Genomic DNA, 21322 nt, shown 5'->3' with positions numbered 1-21322 from the left:
GAATACCATGAGTGCAAGCGCGGAGACTCAAACCCCGCAGCAACCGGCAGGCAAAAAGCGGCAGCGTAAATTTTGGCTGCTGCTGCTGACGGTTATTTTTGTTGTTATTGGGGTGGCATATTTAGTGTATTGGTTCCTGGTGTTGCGTCATCATCAGGAAACAGATAACGCCTATGTGGCTGGGAACCAGGTACAGATCATGACCCAGGTATCCGGTAGCGTAAACAGTGTGACATTTGATAGCACTGATTTCGTCCGCAAAGGGGATGTGCTGCTGACCCTCGATCCCACCGATGCCGAGCAGGCGTTTGAGCGGGCCAAAACGGCATTGGCCAACAGCGTGCGCCAGACGCATCAGTTGGTGATCAATGGCAAGCAATACCAGGCTAACATCGCGCTGCGCAAAACGGATTTGAGCAAAGCTGAAAACGATCTCAAGCGCCGTATAGTGCTGGGCAACGTTGATGCGATTGGCCGCGAAGAACTGCAACACGCGCGCGATGCGGCAGAGAGTGCCAAAGCCGCGCTCGAAGTCGCGGTACAACAATATAATGCCAATCAGGCGATGGTGCTCAATACCCCGCTGGCGGAGCAACCCGCCGTTTTGCAGGCGGCAGCACAGATGCGTGACGCCTGGATGGCCCTGCAACGTACCCGTGTCCTCAGCCCAATCACCGGCTTTGTTTCACGCCGCAGCGTGCAGGTTGGCGCGCAGATATCTCCTGGGACTCCGCTGATGGCGGTAGTGCCGGCGGACCATATCTGGATAGATGCCAACTTCAAAGAAACCCAGATCGCCAATATGCGTATCGGCCAATCGGCTACCGTCGTCAGTGACGTTTACGGCAGTGACGTGGTGTTCAAAGGTAAAGTTGTTGGTATCGATATGGGGACTGGTAGTGCCTTCTCCCTGCTACCTGCGCAAAATGCCACCGGTAACTGGATCAAAGTGGTTCAGCGTTTACCGGTGCGTATCGAGCTGGACCCACAACAGGTTGCCGATCACCCATTACGTATCGGCCTCTCAACGCTGGTAACGGTAGATACCACTAATCTGGACGGGCTGGTGCTCGCTGATGCAGTGCGTGAAAAACCGCGCTACGAAACCAGCGCGCTGGCACTGGATTTGGCACCGGTTAATCAGATGATCGCCGATGTGATCCATGCAAACGCCGGTTAAGCGAGCGGGAGGCTACCTTGGCACAAAAGCCGCTTGAAGGTGCCCAGCTTGCCTGGATGACGGTCGCGCTTGCCATGGCGACCTTTATGCAGGTACTGGACTCCACCATTGCCAACGTGGCAATACCGACTATTTCGGGTAATCTTGGGTCTTCCAACTCGCAAGGCACCTGGGTGATCACCTCGTTTGGGGTGGCTAACGCCATCTCCATTCCGATCACCGGCTGGCTGGCGAAACGGGTTGGCGAAGTGCGCCTGTTCTTATGGTCCACGGCGCTGTTTGCCCTCGCCTCCTGGCTGTGCGGTATTTCCAACAGCCTGGGCATGCTGATCTTCTTTCGCGTGATCCAGGGGATCGTCGCCGGGCCGCTGATCCCGCTGTCGCAGAGTCTGTTGCTGAATAACTACCCTCCCGCCAAGCGTTCAATGGCCCTGGCGCTATGGTCGATGACCGTGATCGTTGCGCCGATTTTCGGGCCGATCCTGGGCGGTTACATCAGTGATAACTATCACTGGGGCTGGATCTTCTTCATCAACATCCCCATCGGGCTGTTTGTGATCCTGGTAGCCATGTCGACGCTAAAAGGCCGGGAAACCAAAACCGAGATCAAACCGATCGACACCGTCGGGTTGGTTCTGCTGGTGGTCGGCATCGGTTCGCTGCAGATCATGCTTGATCAGGGTAAAGAGCTGGATTGGTTTAACTCGACCGAGATTATTGTTCTGACGGTGGTCGCGGTAGTGGCGCTGGTATTCCTGGTGGTGTGGGAGCTGACGGATGATCACCCGGTAGTGGATTTGTCGCTATTCAAATCGCGCAACTTTACCATCGGCTGTCTGTGTATCAGCCTGGCCTATATGCTGTATTTCGGGGCGATTGTGCTGTTGCCGCAATTGCTACAGGAGGTATATGGCTACACCGCCACCTGGGCAGGCCTGGCGTCCGCCCCAGTGGGATTGATCCCGGTGTTGCTGTCGCCGATTATCGGCCGCTTTGGTAACCGGCTGGATATGCGCCGCCTGGTCACCTTCAGCTTCATCATGTATGCCGTGTGCTTCTATTGGCGCGCCTACACGTTTGAACCGGGTATGGATTTTGGTGCTTCAGCGTGGCCACAGTTTATTCAAGGTTTTGCGATCGCCTGCTTCTTTATGCCGCTGACGACCATAACCTTGTCCGGGTTACCGCCGGAACGCATTGCGGCAGCATCAAGCCTGTCGAACTTTACCCGAACCCTGGCAGGTTCTATCGGCACCTCGATCACCACCACGCTATGGACCAGGCGAGAGTCGATGCACCATGCGCAGTTAACGGAGTTTGTGAATCCGTTTAACCCGCAGTCGCAGGAGATGTACAGCCAGTTGGAGCAGCTTGGCATGAGCAAACAACAGGCTTCGGCGTATATCGCTAAAGAAATCACTGCTCAGGGGCTGATTATCTCGGCAAACGAGATTTTCTGGCTATCGGCGGGGGTGTTCCTGATATTGCTGGCGCTGGTGTGGTTCGCCAAACCTCCATTCAGTTCCGGAGGCGGCGGGGGCGGTGCCCACTGATCTGTTCACCAAACAAAACGGGCACCTCAAAAGGCGCCCGTTTTTTTATACGGCGTAAGCCATTACGCCTGGTTCTGGCGCCACCAGTCAGCCAACAAAATGCCGGTTGCTACCGAAACGTTCAGGCTTTCCACTTTGCCAGTCCCGCCGATAGACACGCTCATATCACCCTGCTGCCAGGCGCTGTCACTCAGACCATCACGTTCCTGGCCCAGCACCAATACCATCTTGACCGGCAACTTGGCCTGTGCCAACGGTGTACCTTTATGGCTGGAAGTGGTCACAATGGTATAACCGGCCTTGCGGAAAGTATCCAGCACAGACAGGAAATCATCGGCATTAATCGCCTTGATGTGCTCTGCCCCGCCTTCTGCGGTACGAACAGCCGCGCCAGACTCCAACACCGCGGGATCCTGCAGCAATACGCCGTTCACGCCAAAGTGCGCGCAAGAACGAACAATCGCACCCAGGTTATGTGGGTTGCCCACTTCTTCCAGTGCCAGCACACAATCTTTGGCAGGAGCGCTCTGCAGATAAGTCTGCGCATCCAGACCTTGACGCTTTTTGATCAGGAAGCACACGCCACCGTGATGTTCTGTACCGGACGCTTTCGCCAGTTCTTCTTCATCTACCACGTGGTATGCCTTGCGGTTTGCAGCCATCCAACGCAACGCCTCACGGAAACGTGGCGTGACGGATTGCACAAACCATGCACGAACGATGGCATCGGGGCGGCTGGCGAACAGAGCTTTACAGGCGTTTTCACCGTAGACCCGGGTTTCTTCTGCTCGTTGACGGCGCAGTTGCTCAGGATCGATAAAGCTTTTGCCGCTGATGCCACCATGATCGAACGCAGGTTCTTCTTCTGGGCCACGGGATACGGTTTTCCATGGTGACTCATAGCCGCCCCGATCTTCCGTGCGCGCCGGGCGACGAGGACGATCGCCTTCATTGCTATTGCGGCGGGAGTCTGAACCCCAGCGATCACCACCACGCGATTTATCCTGACCAGCACGGCCCGAGCGCGCATTATCAGCCGGGCGGCCTTTGCCTTCCGGGCGCTTATTCTTGTTACGGCTGTCGCCGCTGTCGTCGTCACCGCGGACGTACATCACTTTGACTTTACTGGTGCTAGGGTTGCCGTTGTTTTTGCTGGCACGATTTAAATTTTCTTCGTCCATCGGTGGTTTCTTGGATGACATTGGTTTTTCCTACATATATTCAGTAGGAAGCATCAAGCATATGGCAATTGCGACAGCTTGAAACTTCACGTAAACAGTGGTGGTGCGGATGACCGCAGGCCGGTTTGCCCATGATATGACCTGATATAAAGGCAGCGATGGGCTTTTCGTGAAGACGTGCTGACCGCGGTAAGAGTAAGTTCACATTTCACGCGGGCGGTATATCTTGCTCAAGGCCTTAGGCCGCTTATCATGCAAAGGGGCCACAAACACTCCCCACATTCTAAACGATCTAAGCGGGTATAGGGGAAAAAAGCGCAGGCCAAACACCAACAGGCCAAAATCCCCGCGAGAAACCCAAAGCACGACGGCCCTACAGACCGGCCTACCTGCAACCTGAGAGTCTGCTGGATCATTCATCGTATATTTTAAAACGCCTTATTATTGGTGGTGTTTTCCCTTATCTTTGAACAACCGTATACATTGCCCATTCAATGTCATAATGAAATTTCAGTAACAATTAACTTACCTATCATGCGACTGAAATCAAAAATAACAGGGCATCCACAGCCAAATTCATTCTGACAGTTTAAAATACATTGATAACAACCCGGTTAACAAAATACCAATATCGCGGATATTAGCCGGGTCACAACCAACACTTGCTTGAACCATTAGATTCTTCCGAAGCAAAATGGCAGTCGGCATAACCGTTGGTGACTATTTTAGGGATTTCAAGCCGCAGCCAGTGCAGTTAACCATGCTGCGTCTCGATCGATAACGGCTATAACTATTGTATTCATCGAATAAACCACTTTGTTCACCCCCACGGTTATGACGATAATAAGTCCCATTACAGAAACCAGCCCAATGTTCTGCGGGATATTAGGTTCTCCCGTACCGAGGTAACTATGAATACAGTTTGTGCAGCTTGTAATGCCACCAACCGAGTCCCTGAAGAGCGTCTGGCCGATGGTGCCAAATGTGGCCGCTGCGGTCATGAATTGTTTGACGGAGAAGTGATCAACGCCACCGCCGCCAATCTGGACCAACTGCTGCAAGACGATTTGCCGGTAGTGATCGACTTCTGGGCTCCCTGGTGTGGCCCTTGCCGCAGCTTTGCGCCCATCTTTGAAGAGGTGGCCGAACAACGTGCTGGCAAAGTGCGTTTTATAAAGGTCAACACCGAAGCCGAGCCTGAGCTGAGTGCACGTTTCCGTATCCGCAGCATCCCAACCATCATGCTGTTCCGCGAAGGCAAAATGGTCGATATGCTCAATGGTGCAATGCCAAAAGCGCCCTTTGATAACTGGCTCAACGAGTTAATTTAGTGCCGCAGCGGCGACATAAGCCGCGGTGGTCGATCAGGTTATCTAAAGCCCGAGCGGCCCCTCCCGCCGGGCTTTTTTCTGCGCTACAATGGCGGTTTTCTCAGGATAGTTATGACTGACAACGCCGTACTCCGTCTGCGCCAATTCCGTTTAGATAATGCTACCCGCCCCTTTCGGGCCCGTGGTTGCCGCGCCGTGCGCTGTCAGAATTGTTTACTGCCGCAGCAAAATTGCCTGTGTGCCACCATCAAACCGCAACTAGCCAATAGCCGCTTCTGCCTGATCATGTTCGGCGCAGAACCGCTAAAGCCCAGCAATACTGGCCGCCTGATCGCCGATATCCTGCCAGATACCCAAGCGTTTCTCTGGTCACGAACCGAGATTGATCCGGGCCTGCTGGAAGCCATTAACGATCCGGCCCGCCAGCCTTATGTTGTGTTCCCGGCATCCTATGCCGATGCTGAACGCCCGGTGTTCAGCAGCCTGCCAAAAGGGGGTAAACCGCCGTTGTTTATCATGCTTGATGGCACCTGGTCGGAAGCCCGCAAGATGTTTCGTAAAAGCCCCTATCTGAATCAGTTCCCGGTATTCTCGCTGAACGTATTGGCCGCTTCCGGTTATCAATTGCGCGAAGCCAGCCGCACCGAACAACATTGCACCGCTGAAGTCGCCGCCGCCCTGTTGCAACAGGCTGGTGATGAATCAGCGGCCAGCGGCCTCAGCCAGCATTTCAACTACTTTCGTGAACAGTATCTGGCCGGGAAACCTTGCCGCCCAGAGGCATCGGTCACAGCAAACCGGTAGTAAAGCGCCTAGAATCAAACGATAACTTTGCCCTTTCAGACACTAAATCCTGAAAGGGCTGGTCTTATCAGGAGCTACATATGAGCCAGAGAGGGTTAGAAGCGCTATTACGCCCCAAATCGATTGCCGTTATCGGCGCTTCACAGCAACCCGGTCGTGCTGGTTATCTGATGATGCGCAACCTGCTGGCTGGGGGTTTCACCGGCCCGGTGCTGCCGGTAAACCCTGGCTACAAGGCAGTATGCGGCGTAATGGCTTACCCCGACGTTGCCAGCCTACCGCTGACTCCTGACCTGGCCGTACTGTGCACCAACTCAAAGCGTAACCTGTCACTGATAGAATCCCTCGGTGAAAGGGGCTGTAAAACCGCCATTGTGCTTTCTTCCCCGGTGGAGCAGCTCGCTGAACTCAAGGCGACGGCGCAGCGTTATTCAATGCGCCTGCTTGGGCCAAACAGCCTGGGCTTGCTCGCCCCCTGGCAAGGCATCAACGCCAGCTTTTCGCCGGTCCCCATTCAGAAAGGGAAGCTGGCGTTTATCTCGCAGTCTGCTGCCGTAGCCAATACCATTCTGGACTGGGCACAACAGCGGGAAGTGGGCTTTTCCTATTTTATTGCGCTGGGTGACAGCCTGGATATTGACGTCGACGACCTGCTCGATTTTCTGGCACGTGACAGCAAAACCAGCGCCATTCTGCTGTACCTGGAAAACATCAGTGACGCGCGGCGCTTTCTTTCTGCCTCCCGCAGCGCGTCACGCAATAAACCCATCCTGGTCATCAAGAGTGGCCGTAGCCAGCAGGCTCAGGTGCTGCTCAACAGCCAGCAGGGATTAGATGCGGCCTATGATGCCGCTATCCAACGCGCCGGTCTGTTACGCGTGCAGGATACTCACGAACTATTTTCTGCCGTGGAAACCCTGAGCCATATGCACCCGCTCCGGGGTGAGCGGTTGATGATAATCAGCAATGGCGCAGCACCGGCAGCCATGGCGTTGGATGCGCTGCTTGCCCGCAACGGCAAGTTGGCCACGCTGGCGGAAGAAACGCAGGAAAAACTTAGCGCTGCCCTGCCGGAGTTTATTCGAGCGGGTAACCCTATTGATTTGCGTGATGACGCCACGCCCAAGCGTTATCTGGCGGCTCTGCAACCCTTGCTCGACAGCCACGATTACGATGCTCTGCTGCTTATCCACGCCCCTAGCGCGGCCTCTCCAGGTACTGAAACCGCTGAACGATTGATTGAGGCCATCCGCCAACACCCGCGTGGCAAACGCATCACACTGCTGACCAACTGGTGCGGCGAATTCTCCTCGCAGGAAGCTCGCCGACTATTTACTGAAGCCGGGATCCCGACCTATCGCACGCCAGAAGGTGCCGTCACCGCGTTTATGCATATGGTGGAATACCGCCGTAACCAGAAACAGCTAAAAGAAACCCCGGCGCTGCCGGTGGGGCTTACCGCCAATACCGCCGCAGCACACCAACTGATCCATCAGGCGCTGGCCGAAGGCGCCAGCCAGTTGGATACGCATGAAGTCCAGCCTATTTTGCAGGCTTACGGTCTAAGTACGCTGCCTACCTGGATCGCCGGTGATAGCGCCGAAGCGGTGCATATTGCCGAGCAGATTGGCTACCCGGTCGCGTTGAAGCTCCGCTCTCCAGATATCTCGCACAAATCAGAGGTGCAAGGGGTCATGCTTTATCTACGCACCGCTACCGAAGTGCAGCGTGCAGCAGAGGCGATCCTCGATCGTGTGAAGCGGACTTATCCGCAAGCCCGCATACATGGTCTCTTGGTGCAGAGCATGGCCAACCGGGCCGGAGCACAGGAATTACGTATTGCCGTGGAGCAGGATGCTATTTTCGGCCCACTAATTATGCTGGGCGAAGGTGGGATCGAATGGCGGCAGGAAAACCAGGTCGCCGTCGCGCTGCCACCTCTGAATATGGCGTTGGCACGTTATCTGGTTTTGCAGGCGGTAAAAGGAGGCAAGATCCGTGGGCGCAGCGCATTACGCCCGCTCGATATTCCTGGGCTAAGCCGCCTTTTGGTGCAGGTTTCCAACTTAATCCTGGATTGTCCTGAGATCTCTCGGCTCGATATTCACCCGGTACTGGCTTCTGGCAGTGAATTTACGTTGCTGGATGTCTCAATGCAGCTTGCCCCGTTTAGTGGTGATCCGCAGGCCAGACTGGCGATCCGCCCTTATCCTCATGAGCTGGAAGAGCGCATTGAATTAAAAGATGGCTCACAATGCCTGTTCCGCCCTATCCTGCCGGAAGATGAACCCGCGCTGAAGCACTTTATCGATCGCGTCACCAAGGAAGATCTCTATTACCGCTACTTTAGTGAGATCAACGAGTTTAGCCATGACGATTTGGCGAACATGACCCAGATCGACTACGATCGGGAGATGGCTTTCGTGGCAGTACGTAGCGGCGAAGAGATCATTGGCGTGACGCGCGCGCTGTCAGATCCGGACAACACTGACGCAGAATTCGCCGTGCTGGTGCGTTCCGATCTGAAAGGCCTGGGCTTGGGGCGGCAGTTGCTGATGAAAATGATCGGTTATGCCCGTGCGCAGGGTCTGGCCCGCCTGACCGGCATTACGATGCCGAATAACCGTGGCATGGTCACGCTGGCTCAAAAACTGGGTTTTGTCGTCGACGTGCAAATTGATGAAGGGATTGTCAATTTAACCCTGCCACTGCAGGAGGGTTTAACGCCGTGACCTCAGTCGCAATGTAATACAAATCCATCACTTAACGCCAAAACATACGCACAATCAGTACAACTAGTGGTATTATCGTCCGATTGTTCGAAGGATTGTTTTAATGCAAGTGGCGTTCCGGCCATCCAAATATGAGAGAAGAAGCGCACTGTGATGTTGTCAAAATTTAAACGTAGCAAACATCAACAACACCTTGCACAACTGCCCAAACTCCCCCAGACGGTTGCTGATGTCCGTACCCTCTACACGCCATCCGATTTCCGCACGACGCTGCTGGAATCGATAGCCAATGCCACAACACGCATTTATCTGGTTGCGCTGTATCTGGAGCATGATGATGCAGGGCGCGATATCCTCAATGCGCTATATCAGGCCAAGCAGCAGCGCCCGGAATTAGAAATTTGCGTGCTGGTTGACTGGCACCGTGCACAACGTGGGCGTATCGGTGCCGCTGCCGCCAATACCAATGCAGATTGGTACTGCTCGATGGCTGCCCAGCACCCGCAGGTTTCCGTTCCGGTTTACGGCGTTCCAGTCAATACCCGTGAAGCCTTGGGCGTGCTGCATCTGAAGGGCTTTGTCATTGACGATACCGTTATCTACAGCGGTGCCAGTATCAATGATGTCTATCTGCACCAACATGAGAAATACCGTTACGATCGCTATCAGTTGATCACCAACAACCTGCTGGCAGTTACCCTGTGTGATTACATCAAACAGAATTTGTTAACTGCTGGTGCCGTACAACGCCTTGATCGAGATGACCGGCCAAAAAGCCCCGAAATCAAAAACGAAACTCGCATGTTCCGTTTTGGCCTGCGTCGTGCCGGTTATCAATTCCACGGTCATGCCGCTAACGATGAATTGGCGGTTACGCCACTGGTTGGCCTGGGCAAACAGAGCATACTGAACAAAACCATTCACCATCTGATGGCCAGTGCCGATCAGAAGCTGACGCTGTGCACGCCTTACTTCAACCTGCCAGCCCTGTTGGTACGCAATATCATTTATCTGTTGCGCCAGGGTAAGCAGGTTGAAATCATCGTGGGCGATAAAACCGCCAACGATTTCTACATTCCTGAAGATCAGCCATTCAAGATTATCGGGGCGTTGCCTTATCTTTATGAAATCAACCTGCGCCGCTTCCTGAGTCGTCTGCAACGCTATGTGGATACCGGTCAGCTTATCGTGCGCCTGTGGAAAGACGGCGACAATAGCTATCACCTGAAGGGGATGTGGGTGGATGACCAATGGCAATTGATCACCGGTAATAATCTCAATCCACGCGCCTGGCGTCTGGATCTGGAGAATGCCATTCTGATCCATGATCCCAAACAGGAATTGCGGGAACAGCGCCACAAAGAGCTTGAGACGATCCGTACTCATACGACTGTGGTCGGCCACTACCTCGAACTGCAAAGCATTCAGGAATATCCGGTCAAGGTCCGCAAGCTGATCCGCCGCCTACGGCGTATCCGTATTGACCGATTGATTAGCCGTATACTCTAAGACCGCTATAATTATTTTCAGCACAGCCCGGCAATGTCGGGCTTTTTTGTATGCCATGAAACCGGATGTTTTCACCATGCGCGCTCTCCGCCTGCTTATTCTCCTGCCGGTTTTGTTCTTTGCCAGCGGCTGTACACATATGGCTAATGACCGTTGGACAGGGAAAGACAAAACCCAGCACTTTGTTGCCTCTGCAGCCTTTGCTGCCGCAGGTGCCGCCTATGGCGATCGTCAGAACTGGAATGAGGCGCGCAGCCGCAGCTTTGGCCTGCTATTTTCGATTGGTTTAGGGGCCGCAAAAGAGCTGTATGACAGCCGGGAAGGTGGCACTGGCTGGAGCTGGAAAGACTTTGCCTGGGATGTGGCCGGTGCCGCGACTGGCTACAGTATCTACCACCTGGCTCGCTGATGTAGCTCGGAAGTCAATATGGGGGCGGTTTTCCATTAAGCAAAACAAAAAGCCCTACGTTTTCACGTAGGGCTTATTGCTTTATTTGATGCCTGGCAGTGTCCTACTCTCGCATGGGGAGACCCCACACTACCATCGGCGCTACGGCGTTTCACTTCTGAGTTCGGCATGGGGTCAGGTGGGACCACCGCGCTATTGCCGCCAGGCAAATTCTGTTTCATCAACCCGCATCACTTTCGTCATGCCAGCCAATCCAATCTCGGAACTTCGCTGAAAATCAATCTCGTCTCTCTAAAACACCTTCGGTGTTGTAAGGTTAAGCCTCACGGTTCATTAGTACTGGTTAGCTCAATGCATCGCTGCACTTACACACCCAGCCTATCAACGTCTTAGTCTTAAACGTTCCTTCAGGGACCTTAAAGGCCCAGGGAAGACTCATCTCGAGGCAAGTTTCGCGCTTAGATGCTTTCAGCGCTTATCTTTTCCGCACGTAGCTACCGGGCAGTGCCATTGGCATGACAACCCGAACACCAGGGGTGCGTTCACTCCGGTCCTCTCGTACTAGGAGCAACCCCTCTCAATCTTCCAACGCCCACGGCAGATAGGGACCGAACTGTCTCACGACGTTCTAAACCCAGCTCGCGTACCACTTTAAATGGCGAACAGCCATACCCTTGGGACCTACTTCAGCCCCAGGATGTGATGAGCCGACATCGAGGTGCCAAACACCGCCGTCGATATGAACTCTTGGGCGGTATCAGCCTGTTATCCCCGGAGTACCTTTTATCCGTTGAGCGATGGCCCTTCCATTCAGAACCACCGGATCACTAAGACCTACTTTCGTACCTGCTCGAGCCGTCACTCTCGCAGTCAAGCTAGCTTATGCCTTTGCACTAACCTCACGATGTCCGACCGTGATTAGCTAACCTTCGTGCTCCTCCGTTACTCTTTGGGAGGAGACCGCCCCAGTCAAACTACCCACCAGACACTGTCCTCACCCCAGATTATGGGGCCGAGTTAGAACATCAAACATTAAAGGGTGGTATTTCAAGGTTGGCTCCATGCAGACTGGCGTCCACACTTCAAAGCCTCCCACCTATCCTACACATCAAGGCTCAATGTTCAGTGTCAAGCTATAGTAAAGGTTCACGGGGTCTTTCCGTCTTGCCGCGGGTACACTGCATCTTCACAGCGAGTTCAATTTCACTGAGTCTCGGGTGGAGACAGCCTGGCCATCATTACGCCATTCGTGCAGGTCGGAACTTACCCGACAAGGAATTTCGCTACCTTAGGACCGTTATAGTTACGGCCGCCGTTTACTGGGGCTTCGATCAAGAGCTTCGCCTTGCGGCTGACCCCATCAATTAACCTTCCAGCACCGGGCAGGCGTCACACCGTATACGTCCACTTTCGTGTTTGCACAGTGCTGTGTTTTTATTAAACAGTTGCAGCCAGCTGGTATCTGCGACTGGCTTCAGCTCCAGGAGTCAATCCTTTCACCTACGCGCCAGCGTGCCTTCTCCCGAAGTTACGGCACCATTTTGCCTAGTTCCTTCACCCGAGTTCTCTCAAGCGCCTGAGTATTCTCTACCTGACCACCTGTGTCGGTTTGGGGTACGATTCAATGTTACCTGATGCTTAGAGGCTTTTCCTGGAAGCTTGGCATCAACTACTTCTGCACCGTAGTGCATCGTCATCACGCCTCAGGGTTAATAGCATTCCGGATTTACCAGGAACACCCCCTACACGCTTAAACCGGGACAACCGTCGCCCGGCTAGCCTAGCCTTCTCCGTCCCCCCTTCGCAGTAACACCGAGTACGGGAATATTAACCCGTTTCCCATCGACTACGCCTTTCGGCCTCGCCTTAGGGGTCGACTCACCCTGCCCCGATTAACGTTGGACAGGAACCCTTGGTCTTCCGGCGAGCGGGTTTTTCACCCGCTTTATCGTTACTTATGTCAGCATTCGCACTTCTGATACCTCCAGCAGACCTCACAGTCCACCTTCAACGGCTTACAGAACGCTCCCCTACCCAACAACGTCTAAGCGTTGCTGCCGCAGCTTCGGTGCATGGTTTAGCCCCGTTACATCTTCCGCGCAGGCCGACTCGACCAGTGAGCTATTACGCTTTCTTTAAATGATGGCTGCTTCTAAGCCAACATCCTGGCTGTCTATGCCTTCCCACATCGTTTCCCACTTAACCATGACTTTGGGACCTTAGCTGGCGGTCTGGGTTGTTTCCCTCTTCACGACGGACGTTAGCACCCGCCGTGTGTCTCCCGTGATAACATTCTTCGGTATTCGGAGTTTGCATCGGTTTGGTAAGCCGGGATGGCCCCCTAGCCGAAACAGTGCTCTACCCCCGAAGATGAGTTCACGAGGCGCTACCTAAATAGCTTTCGGGGAGAACCAGCTATCTCCCGGTTTGATTGGCCTTTCACCCCCAGCCACAAGTCATCCGCTAATTTTTCAACATTAGTCGGTTCGGTCCTCCAGTTAGTGTTACCCAACCTTCAACCTGCCCATGGCTAGATCACCGGGTTTCGGGTCTATACCTTGCAACTATTCGCCCAGTTAAGACTCGGTTTCCCTACGGCTCCCCTATACGGTTAACCTTGCTACAAAATATAAGTCGCTGACCCATTATACAAAAGGTACGCAGTCACCCAACAAAGTGGGCTCCCACTGCTTGTACGTACACGGTTTCAGGTTCTATTTCACTCCCCTCGCCGGGGTTCTTTTCGCCTTTCCCTCACGGTACTGGTTCACTATCGGTCAGTCAGGAGTATTTAGCCTTGGAGGATGGTCCCCCCATATTCAGACAGGATGTCACGTGTCCCGCCCTACTCATCGAACTCACACCTTGTGCATTTTAGTGTACGGGGCTATCACCCTTTGCTGCGCGACTTTCCAGACGCTTCCACTAACACACAAACTGATTCAGGTTCTGGGCTCCTCCCCGTTCGCTCGCCGCTACTGGGGGAATCTCGGTTGATTTCTTTTCCTCGGGGTACTTAGATGTTTCAGTTCCCCCGGTTCGCCTCGTATGGCTATGTATTCACCATACGATAGTGCAACGGATTGCACTGGGTTTCCCCATTCGGGTATTGCCGGTTATAACGCTTCATATCAGCTTACCGACACTTTTCGCAGATTAGCACGCCCTTCATCGCCTCTGACTGCCTAGGCATCCACCGTGTACGCTTAGTCACTTAACCTCACAACCCGAAAGTGTCTTTTCTTTATTGGTGTGGCTGCGAACACACTCTGCTGCGTTGTTCCGTGCGCGCAATCCTCATGGACCTTAAGTCCACTGCGGTTGCTGTGCGCGGTACGCCTTGCCGAGTATCTTCTCGCTCACACTGCAACAAGGAAGATGACCTTCGCATTGCAATTATTTGAGAGACTCTATGACAGGTTACTGCTTACCCCAATAGTTCTACGGAGGGATAAGTTTCAGCTGTCATGTTTCAATTTTCAGCTTGTTCCAGATTGTTAAAGAGCAAAATACTTCGCAGCATACTGTCGCCAGTACACTCTGAAGTATTATTCGAGGACTATATGGTGGAGCTAAGCGGGATCGAACCGCTGACCTCCTGCGTGCAAGGCAGGCGCTCTCCCAGCTGAGCTATAGCCCCATACAGTCACTGGCAGAAACCTTTATTTACCACTCGGAGAGTTACATTCGCCTTAAAATGCAAATGTAATTTCTTTTCAGGCAAGGCATGTGAAAGGGCAGTTTACTTCGGTAAACAACCGCGCACATCACGCAGCATGAGAAGAAATTTGGTAGGCCTGAGTGGACTTGAACCACCGACCTCACCCTTATCAGGGGTGCGCTCTAACCACCTGAGCTACAAGCCTATAAAGGGTTTCCTGCTCGTTACTTTTTCATCAGACAATCTGTGTGGACACTGCACTCAACCAATATCTTTAGGTAAGGAGGTGATCCAACCGCAGGTTCCCCTACGGTTACCTTGTTACGACTTCACCCCAGTCATGAATCACAAAGTGGTAAGCGCCCTCCCGAAGGTTAAGCTACCTACTTCTTTTGCAACCCACTCCCATGGTGTGACGGGCGGTGTGTACAAGGCCCGGGAACGTATTCACCGTAGCATTCTGATCTACGATTACTAGCGATTCCGACTTCACGGAGTCGAGTTGCAGACTCCGATCCGGACTACGACATACTTTATGAGGTCCGCTTGCTCTCGCGAGTTCGCTTCTCTTTGTATATGCCATTGTAGCACGTGTGTAGCCCTACTCGTAAGGGCCATGATGACTTGACGTCATCCCCACCTTCCTCCGGTTTATCACCGGCAGTCTCCTTTGAGTTCCCACCATGACGTGCTGGCAACAAAGGATAAGGGTTGCGCTCGTTGCGGGACTTAACCCAACATTTCACAACACGAGCTGACGACAGCCATGCAGCACCTGTCTCACAGTTCCCGAAGGCACTAAGCTATCTCTAGCGAATTCTGTGGATGTCAAGAGTAGGTAAGGTTCTTCGCGTTGCATCGAATTAAACCACATGCTCCACCGCTTGTGCGGGCCCCCGTCAATTCATTTGAGTTTTAACCTTGCGGCCGTACTCCCCAGGCGGTCGACTTAACGCGTTAGCTCCGGAAGCCACGCCTCAAGGGCACAACCTCCAAGTCGACATCGTTTACAGCGTGGACTACCAGGGTATCTAATCCTGTTTGCTCCCCACGCTTTCGCACCTGAGCGTCAGTCTTTGTCCAGGGGGCCGCCTTCGCCACCGGTATTCCTCCAGATCTCTACGCATTTCACCGCTACACCTGGAATTCTACCCCCTCTACAAGACTCTAGCTTGCCAGTTTCAAATGCAGTTCCCAAGTTAAGCTCGGGGATTTCACATCTGACTTAACAAACCGCCTGCGTGCGCTTTACGCCCAGTAATTCCGATTAACGCTTGCACCCTCCGTATTACCGCGGCTGCTGGCACGGAGTTAGCCGGTGCTTCTTCTGCGAGTAACGTCAATGCCCAGCGCTATTAACACTGAACCCTTCCTCCTCGCTGAAAGTGCTTTACAACCCGAAGGCCTTCTTCACACACGCGGCATGGCTGCATCAGGCTTGCGCCCATTGTGCAATATTCCCCACTGCTGCCTCCCGTAGGAGTCTGGACCGTGTCTCAGTTCCAGTGTGGCTGGTCATCCTCTCAGACCAGCTAGGGATCGTCGCCTAGGTGAGCCATTACCCCACCTACTAGCTAATCCCATCTGGGCACATCCGATGGTGTGAGGCCCGAAGGTCCCCCACTTTGGTCCGAAGACGTTATGCGGTATTAGCTACCGTTTCCAGTAGTTATCCCCCTCCATCGGGCAGTTTCCCAGACATTACTCACCCGTCCGCCGCTCGTCACCCAAAGAGCAAGCTCTCCTGTGCTACCGCTCGACTTGCATGTGTTAGGCCTGCCGCCAGCGTTCAATCTGAGCCATGATCAAACTCTTCAATTAAAAGCTTGATTTGCTGCAACTCGTGCAGCGATGCTCGAAAATTAACTTTCGTAATAATTCATTCGCATGAATTACTGCTTGGTCACTCTTCAAGACTTGATATTTTTTTGCCACCGAGGTGGCTGGATATCGTCTTGTGAGTGCCCACACAGATTGTCTGATAAATTGTTAAAGAGCAGTGAGTTACGCGCTTTCGCTTGCTAACTCGAGGTGGCGTATAATACGCTTTCCTCTTTCAGAGTCAACCTTAATTTCAGGTTTTTCTCTGCGACCCCCGGAGACTCTGTGAAGTTGTTCACATGTTCCGTGTCGATGGAGGCGCATTATAGGGAGCTGATTCAGAATGACAAGGGATAATATTCACTTTTCTTCCGACCGCTCACTATTCATGCATAACGCTGGTTAAATCCGCTTTTTAATCGTCTCAGGCAGTTCTTGCAGGCTGTTTAGCACCCAATCTGCCGCTTTCTGACCTTCTTCGGTGACCGGCTTGCCGGTACGCACCAACACTTTAGTGCCCACACCCGCTGCGGCGGCAGCCTGCATATCTTCAATTTTATCGCCCACCATATAAGAAGCGGCCATATCGATATTCAGTTCTTTTTGCGCCAGCAGTAACATGCCAGGCTGTGGTTTGCGACAATCACAGACTTGCCGATATTCTTCTATTACAGCTTCAGGGTGATGCGGGCAGAAATAGATGCCGTCCAGATCGACATCACGGTCAGCCAGCGACCAGTCCATCCATTCCGTCAGGCGCATAAACTGCTCTTCGCTGAATTTGCCACGAGCAATACCGGACTGGTTGGTAACCAGCACCAGCGCGAAGCCCATTTTTTTCAGTTCACGGCATGCGTCAATCACACCATCTATAAATTGGAAATCATCTATTTCATGGACGTATCCATGATCGATATTAATCGTGCCATCACGATCTAAAAATATTGCTGGAACGCGTTGTGTCACCGGTATGCTCCTGAAGACCTGAAAACCGGCACAGTATCGCATGTTTTAGCGAAGACTGAGAACGGTGAAGAGTCGCGTTGACGTTGACTTGGACGTCTAGACGCCTTAACATCTGATCCGTACCTTGGCTCCGGCCAAGGTTTACTTTTATCTAGCCACGGGCAACCACGCTACACTCGTCGCCTTTCAAACTGCAAATTGAAACGCTTAGAGTATAAAAAATAAGAAGAATATGATTAAACTTTCTAACATCACCAAAGTCTTCCAGCAGGGATCGCGCACCATCAGCGCACTCTCTGACGTGACTCTCCACGTCCCTGCCGGACAAATTTATGGCGTTATCGGTGCCTCAGGCGCTGGTAAGAGTACGCTGATCCGTTGCGCCAACATGCTTGAGCGCCCAACATCAGGTACCGTGCTGGTCGATGGGCAGGAACTGACCTCCCTGTCTGAAAGCGAACTGACGCGAGCACGCCGTCAGATCGGGATGATTTTCCAGCACTTTAACCTGCTCTCTTCACGCACGGTATTCGGTAATGTCTCCCTGCCGCTGGAGTTGGACAACACGCCACGTGCGGAAATCAAAAAACGCGTTACCGAGTTACTGGAGCTGGTCGGTCTGTCAGACAAGCACGATGCTTACCCGGCCAACCTGTCCGGTGGCCAAAAACAACGTGTAGCTATCGCACGCGCACTGGCCAGCAACCCTAAAGTTCTGCTGTGCGACGAAGCGACCAGCGCGCTGGACCCAGCCACCACCCGTTCGATTCTGGAACTGCTGAAAGACATCAACCGCCGCTTGGGGCTGACCATTCTGTTGATCACTCATGAAATGGACGTGGTTAAACGTATCTGCGACCAGGTTGCGGTTATCAGCCAGGGCCAACTGATTGAGAAAGACAGCGTGAGTGAGGTGTTCTCACATCCCAAGACACCATTGGCACAACAATTTATTCAATCCACGCTGCATCTGGATATTCCAGATAACTATGCCAAACGTCTGGTACCCGATCGTACCGGGGGCCGTCAGCCACTGCTGCGTCTGGAATTCACTGGTCAGTCAGTTGATGCGCCATTGCTGTCGGAAGCCGCTCGCCGCTTTAACGTGAATAACAATATTATCAGCGCACAGATGGACTACGCTGGCGGTGTGAAATTCGGGGTAATGCTGGCCGAATTGCATGGTTCCGACGAAGACGCACTGGCAACGATTAAATTCCTACAAGAAAATCAGGTAAAAGTAGAGGTTCTGGGTTATGTCTGAGGCAATGATGTGGTTAATGGCTCGTGGCGTGTGGGAAACCGTCATGATGACCTTTGTCTCCGGCTTCTTCGGTTTCGTGCTCGGTTTGCCGGTCGGTGTGCTGCTATATGTCACTCGCCCAGGGCAAATCATTGCCAACAACACGTTATATAAGGTGCTGTCCGGGTTGGTGAACATTTTCCGTTCCATCCCGTTCATTATCTTGCTGGTGTGGATGATCCCGTTTACCCGCATGATCGTAGGTACGTCTATCGGTTTGCAGGCGGCTATCGTTCCGCTGACGGTCGGTGCCGCTCCGTTCATCGCCCGTATGGTAGAAAACGCCCTGTTGGAGATCCCGTCCGGTTTGGTTGAGGCTGCTCGCGCCATGGGCGCTACACCAATGCAGATCATCAAGAAAGTACTGCTTCCTGAAGCGCTGCCTGGTTTGGTAAACGCCGCAACCATTACGTTGATTACCCTGGTGGGCTATTCGGCGATGGGGGGTGCCGTAGGTGCAGGCGGTTTAGGTCAAATTGGTTATCAGTATGGATACATTGGTTATAACGCGACAGTGATGAATACTGTATTAATATTACTGGTTGTTTTGGTGTATCTGATCCAGTTCAGTGGCGACCGTATCGTTAAGGCCGTTACACATAAATAGTTTTTTACCAACGCGCTCACAACTACTTGAAAGGCTTCATGACGCAGCGATGCTGTGCCTTGAAAAATAAAGAGTAAAGCGTATTTCATATGCGAGTCTAATGAGGAAGGGTTATGTCGTTAAAATTTAAATCCATCGCGGCAATCGGCGCACTGATCGGTACTCTGGCTCTGGCTGGCTGCGGCCAGGATGAAAAAGATCCAAACCATATCAAAGTGGGCGTTATTGTCGGTGCTGAACAGCAAGTGGCTGAAGCGGCGCAGAAAGTAGCAAAAGAGAAGTATGGCCTGGACGTAGAGCTGGTTACCTTTAACGATTACGTTCTGCCAAACGAAGCGCTAGGCAAAGGTGATATCGATCTGAATGCTTTCCAGCACAAACCCTACCTGGATCAGCAGATCAAGGATCGCGGCTACAAGCTGGTTTCTGTTGGTAATACCTTCGTATACCCGATTGCCGGTTACTCTAAAAAGATCAAATCTCTGGACGAACTGCAGGAAGGTTCACAAGTCGCTCTGCCAAACGATCCAACCAACCTGGGCCGTTCGCTGCTGTTGCTGCAAAAACAGGGTCTGATCAAGCTGAAAGACGGTGTCGGCCTGCTGCCAACCGTGCTGGATGTCACCGAGAACCCGAAAAACCTGAAGCTGGTTGAGCTGGAAGCTCCACAGCTGCCACGTTCACTGGACGATCAGCAAATCGCTCTGGCCATCATCAACACGACTTACGCCAGCCAGATTGGTTTGACTCCAGCCAAAGACGGCCTGTTTGTTGAAGATAAAGACTCACCTTACGTCAACATTATGGTTGCGCGTGAAGACAATAAAGACGCTGAAAACGTTAAGAAATTCGTTCAGGCTTACCAGTCTGACGAAGTTAACGAAGCCGCCAACAAGATCTTTAACGGTGGCGCAGTAAAAGGCTGGTAATCGTTCATTAGCCATTTTATTCCGATAATTGTAAGACGGGCTCCGGCCCGTCTTGTTATTTGCGCCAGAGATTGCTTCAATAGCGCCACTTTTATAAAAAGGCAGGGAATCTCAATGCGTATTTTATCTCTCTGTTTGTTAGCTCTTGCGCTAACTGGATGTTCCACCAGGCCCACAGCCCCATCCACAACAAACAGCACAGCGGCCCCGGTAGTTGCGGCGCCAGTAAAAGCCACTCCGGCGGCACGTCCGGCCCCGGTAAAACTGTACAAAAGTGCAGAAGAACTGGTCGGTAAACCTTTCCGTGACTTAGGCGAAGTTTCCGGCGAATCCTGCCAGACTACGGTTCAGGATTCTCCACCGAATCTGGCGACAGCCCGTAAGCGTATGCAGGTCCGTGCTTCCTACATGAAAGCCAATGCGGTGTTACTGCACGACTGTCAGATAATCAGCGGCGTTGCCGGTTGTTATCAACAGGCCGTTTGCCAAGGTTCGGCTCTAAACGTCTCCGCCAAATGACCGAATTTGTTTTTAACCAGATCGGCACTATCCGCTCACCGTATAAAGAGAAATTCGCTGTTCCCCGCCAACCGGGGTTAGTTGAAGACGGGGGCGGAGAGCTGCTGTTGCTACCGCCTTACAACCAGGCCGAAGCGGTACGTGGCCTCAGCGAATTCAGCCATCTGTGGGTGATGTTTGTTTTCCATCAGACCATGGAGGGAGGCTGGCGGCCTACGGTGCGCCCGCCGCGCCTGGGGGGAATGCGCGTATGGGCGTATTTGCCACACGCTCCACCTTTCGCCCTAACCCGCTGGGTATGTCATTGATCGAGCTGAAAGGTATACGCATTCAAGGGAGCGAAGTGGTGCTGGAGCTAGGCAGTCTGGATCTGGTAGATGGCACGCCAGTGGTCGATATCAAACCCTATCTGCCCTTTGCGGAGAGCCATCCGCAAGCACGGGCCGGATTTGCTCAGGCGGCCCCGGCCGGCGATATGCCCGTTTACTTCTCTGCCCAGGCGGAAGAACAGTTGCGGCAACAACAGCGGCGCTATCCTAATTTGCGCCGCTTCGTTACGCAGGTTCTGGCACAAGATCCGCGTCCTGCCTATCGAAAAGATGAAGATAATGGGCGCGAATATGCGGTATGGTTGTTAGAGTTCAATGTGCGCTGGCGGATCGTTGGCAGTCAAACCGAAGTGTTGTCGCTCGACGCCCGTTAAAATTCCGTCATCTCTCTTTTGACAACCGGCTTGCGCTGGTAAACTAAGCCACTTTTGAAAATTTTGGCTGCCGCCCCTGGCAGCCCGATGTAATTTGCAGTTCTAACGGAACCA

The 21322-nt window shown here is 53.0% G+C and carries 13 protein-coding genes, 2 tRNA genes, 3 rRNA genes and 1 pseudogene; 12 read left to right on the top strand and 7 right to left on the bottom strand.

Translation table 11 applies throughout. The annotated features are described in order from the left end of the window. The first annotated feature begins 7 nt into the window (after positions 1-7). Both emrA and emrB read left to right on the top strand, forming a co-directional pair. A complete protein-coding gene (gene emrA / locus ACQ86O_RS11325; RefSeq protein ID WP_431225285.1) occupies positions 8-1180 on the top strand; it encodes a multidrug efflux MFS transporter periplasmic adaptor subunit EmrA in 1173 nt (390 codons plus the stop codon). A gap of 17 nt (positions 1181-1197) precedes the next feature. Then, positions 1198-2733 (top strand): multidrug efflux MFS transporter permease subunit EmrB, encoded by a 1536-nt coding sequence (gene emrB / locus ACQ86O_RS11320; RefSeq protein WP_431225284.1) that lies wholly within the window; start codon positions 1198-1200, stop codon positions 2731-2733. A 62-nt stretch (positions 2734-2795) separates the two neighbouring features. Here the strand turns inward: emrB and ACQ86O_RS11315 are convergent, their stop codons facing one another. Further along, positions 2796-3914, bottom strand: a complete 1119-nt coding sequence (locus ACQ86O_RS11315) for a tRNA/rRNA methyltransferase (RefSeq protein WP_431225708.1) — start codon at positions 3912-3914, stop codon at positions 2796-2798. Between the two features lie 911 nt (positions 3915-4825). Between ACQ86O_RS11315 and trxC the strand changes: the two genes are divergently transcribed. From trxC to ACQ86O_RS11290, 5 genes are all read left to right on the top strand, one after another. After that, positions 4826-5245 (top strand): thioredoxin TrxC, encoded by a 420-nt coding sequence (trxC, locus tag ACQ86O_RS11310; RefSeq protein WP_431225283.1) that lies wholly within the window; start codon positions 4826-4828, stop codon positions 5243-5245. Positions 5246-5356: 111 nt separating this feature from the next. Further along, positions 5357-6049 carry a tRNA-uridine aminocarboxypropyltransferase gene (locus ACQ86O_RS11305; protein ID WP_431225282.1) on the top strand — a complete coding sequence of 231 codons (693 nt, stop codon included), beginning with the start codon at positions 5357-5359 and terminating at the stop codon, positions 6047-6049. A gap of 80 nt (positions 6050-6129) precedes the next feature. Beyond that, positions 6130-8781: a bifunctional acetate--CoA ligase family protein/GNAT family N-acetyltransferase gene (locus ACQ86O_RS11300; RefSeq protein ID WP_431225281.1), complete on the top strand. Its 2652-nt coding sequence runs from the start codon at positions 6130-6132 to the stop codon at positions 8779-8781. A 153-nt stretch (positions 8782-8934) separates the two neighbouring features. Continuing rightward, entirely contained in the window at positions 8935-10290 is a 1356-nt protein-coding gene (gene pssA / locus ACQ86O_RS11295; RefSeq protein WP_431225280.1) for a CDP-diacylglycerol--serine O-phosphatidyltransferase, read from the top strand. Between the two features lie 76 nt (positions 10291-10366). Next, a complete protein-coding gene (locus ACQ86O_RS11290) occupies positions 10367-10699 on the top strand; it encodes a YfiM family lipoprotein (protein ID WP_431225279.1) in 333 nt (110 codons plus the stop codon). A 90-nt stretch (positions 10700-10789) separates the two neighbouring features. Here the strand turns inward: ACQ86O_RS11290 and rrf are convergent. The 6 genes from rrf to gmhB all read right to left on the bottom strand — a co-directional run bounded on the left by rrf (position 10790) and on the right by gmhB (position 17147). Beyond that, positions 10790-10905: ribosomal RNA gene (gene rrf, locus ACQ86O_RS11285) — 5S ribosomal RNA — on the bottom strand. A 106-nt stretch (positions 10906-11011) separates the two neighbouring features. Further along, positions 11012-13919, bottom strand: a 23S ribosomal RNA gene (locus ACQ86O_RS11280). 344 nt (positions 13920-14263) lie between these two features. Beyond that, positions 14264-14339: transfer RNA gene (locus tag ACQ86O_RS11275), tRNA-Ala, on the bottom strand. A gap of 149 nt (positions 14340-14488) precedes the next feature. Further along, positions 14489-14565 (bottom strand) — tRNA-Ile (locus tag ACQ86O_RS11270). 74 nt (positions 14566-14639) lie between these two features. After that, positions 14640-16181, bottom strand: a 16S ribosomal RNA gene (locus ACQ86O_RS11265). Together the 16S, 23S and 5S rRNA genes with 2 tRNA genes alongside form the textbook arrangement of a ribosomal RNA operon. Before the next feature lie 402 nt (positions 16182-16583). Beyond that, positions 16584-17147 carry a D-glycero-beta-D-manno-heptose 1,7-bisphosphate 7-phosphatase gene (gmhB, locus tag ACQ86O_RS11260; RefSeq protein WP_431225278.1) on the bottom strand — a complete coding sequence of 188 codons (564 nt, stop codon included), beginning with the start codon at positions 17145-17147 and terminating at the stop codon, positions 16584-16586. A 232-nt stretch (positions 17148-17379) separates the two neighbouring features. Between gmhB and metN the strand changes: the two genes are divergently transcribed. The 5 genes and pseudogenes from metN to tsaA all read left to right on the top strand — a co-directional run bounded on the left by metN (position 17380) and on the right by tsaA (position 21208). Next, positions 17380-18411, top strand: a complete 1032-nt coding sequence (gene metN, locus ACQ86O_RS11255) for a methionine ABC transporter ATP-binding protein MetN (protein WP_431225277.1) — start codon at positions 17380-17382, stop codon at positions 18409-18411. Further along, on the top strand, positions 18404-19057 hold the full coding sequence (locus tag ACQ86O_RS11250; RefSeq protein WP_431225276.1) for a methionine ABC transporter permease MetI: 654 nt from the start codon (positions 18404-18406) through the stop codon (positions 19055-19057). Before metN ends, ACQ86O_RS11250 begins: the two co-directional genes overlap by 8 nt. Before the next feature lie 113 nt (positions 19058-19170). Further along, entirely contained in the window at positions 19171-19986 is an 816-nt protein-coding gene (locus ACQ86O_RS11245) for a MetQ/NlpA family lipoprotein (protein ID WP_431225275.1), read from the top strand. 114 nt (positions 19987-20100) lie between these two features. Next, entirely contained in the window at positions 20101-20505 is a 405-nt protein-coding gene (gene rcsF, locus ACQ86O_RS11240) for an Rcs stress response system protein RcsF (protein WP_431225274.1), read from the top strand. After that, positions 20502-21208: pseudogene (gene tsaA, locus ACQ86O_RS11235) on the top strand (tRNA (N6-threonylcarbamoyladenosine(37)-N6)-methyltransferase TrmO). The gene rcsF and the pseudogene tsaA overlap by 4 nt, the downstream one beginning before the upstream one ends. Positions 21209-21322 lie beyond the last annotated feature (114 nt).

The sequence above is a fragment of the Serratia sp. L9 genome (genome assembly GCF_050632285.1).
Taxonomy (GTDB): Bacteria; Pseudomonadota; Gammaproteobacteria; order Enterobacterales; family Enterobacteriaceae; genus Chania.
This window is presented reverse-complemented; position numbering and strand designations above follow the sequence as displayed.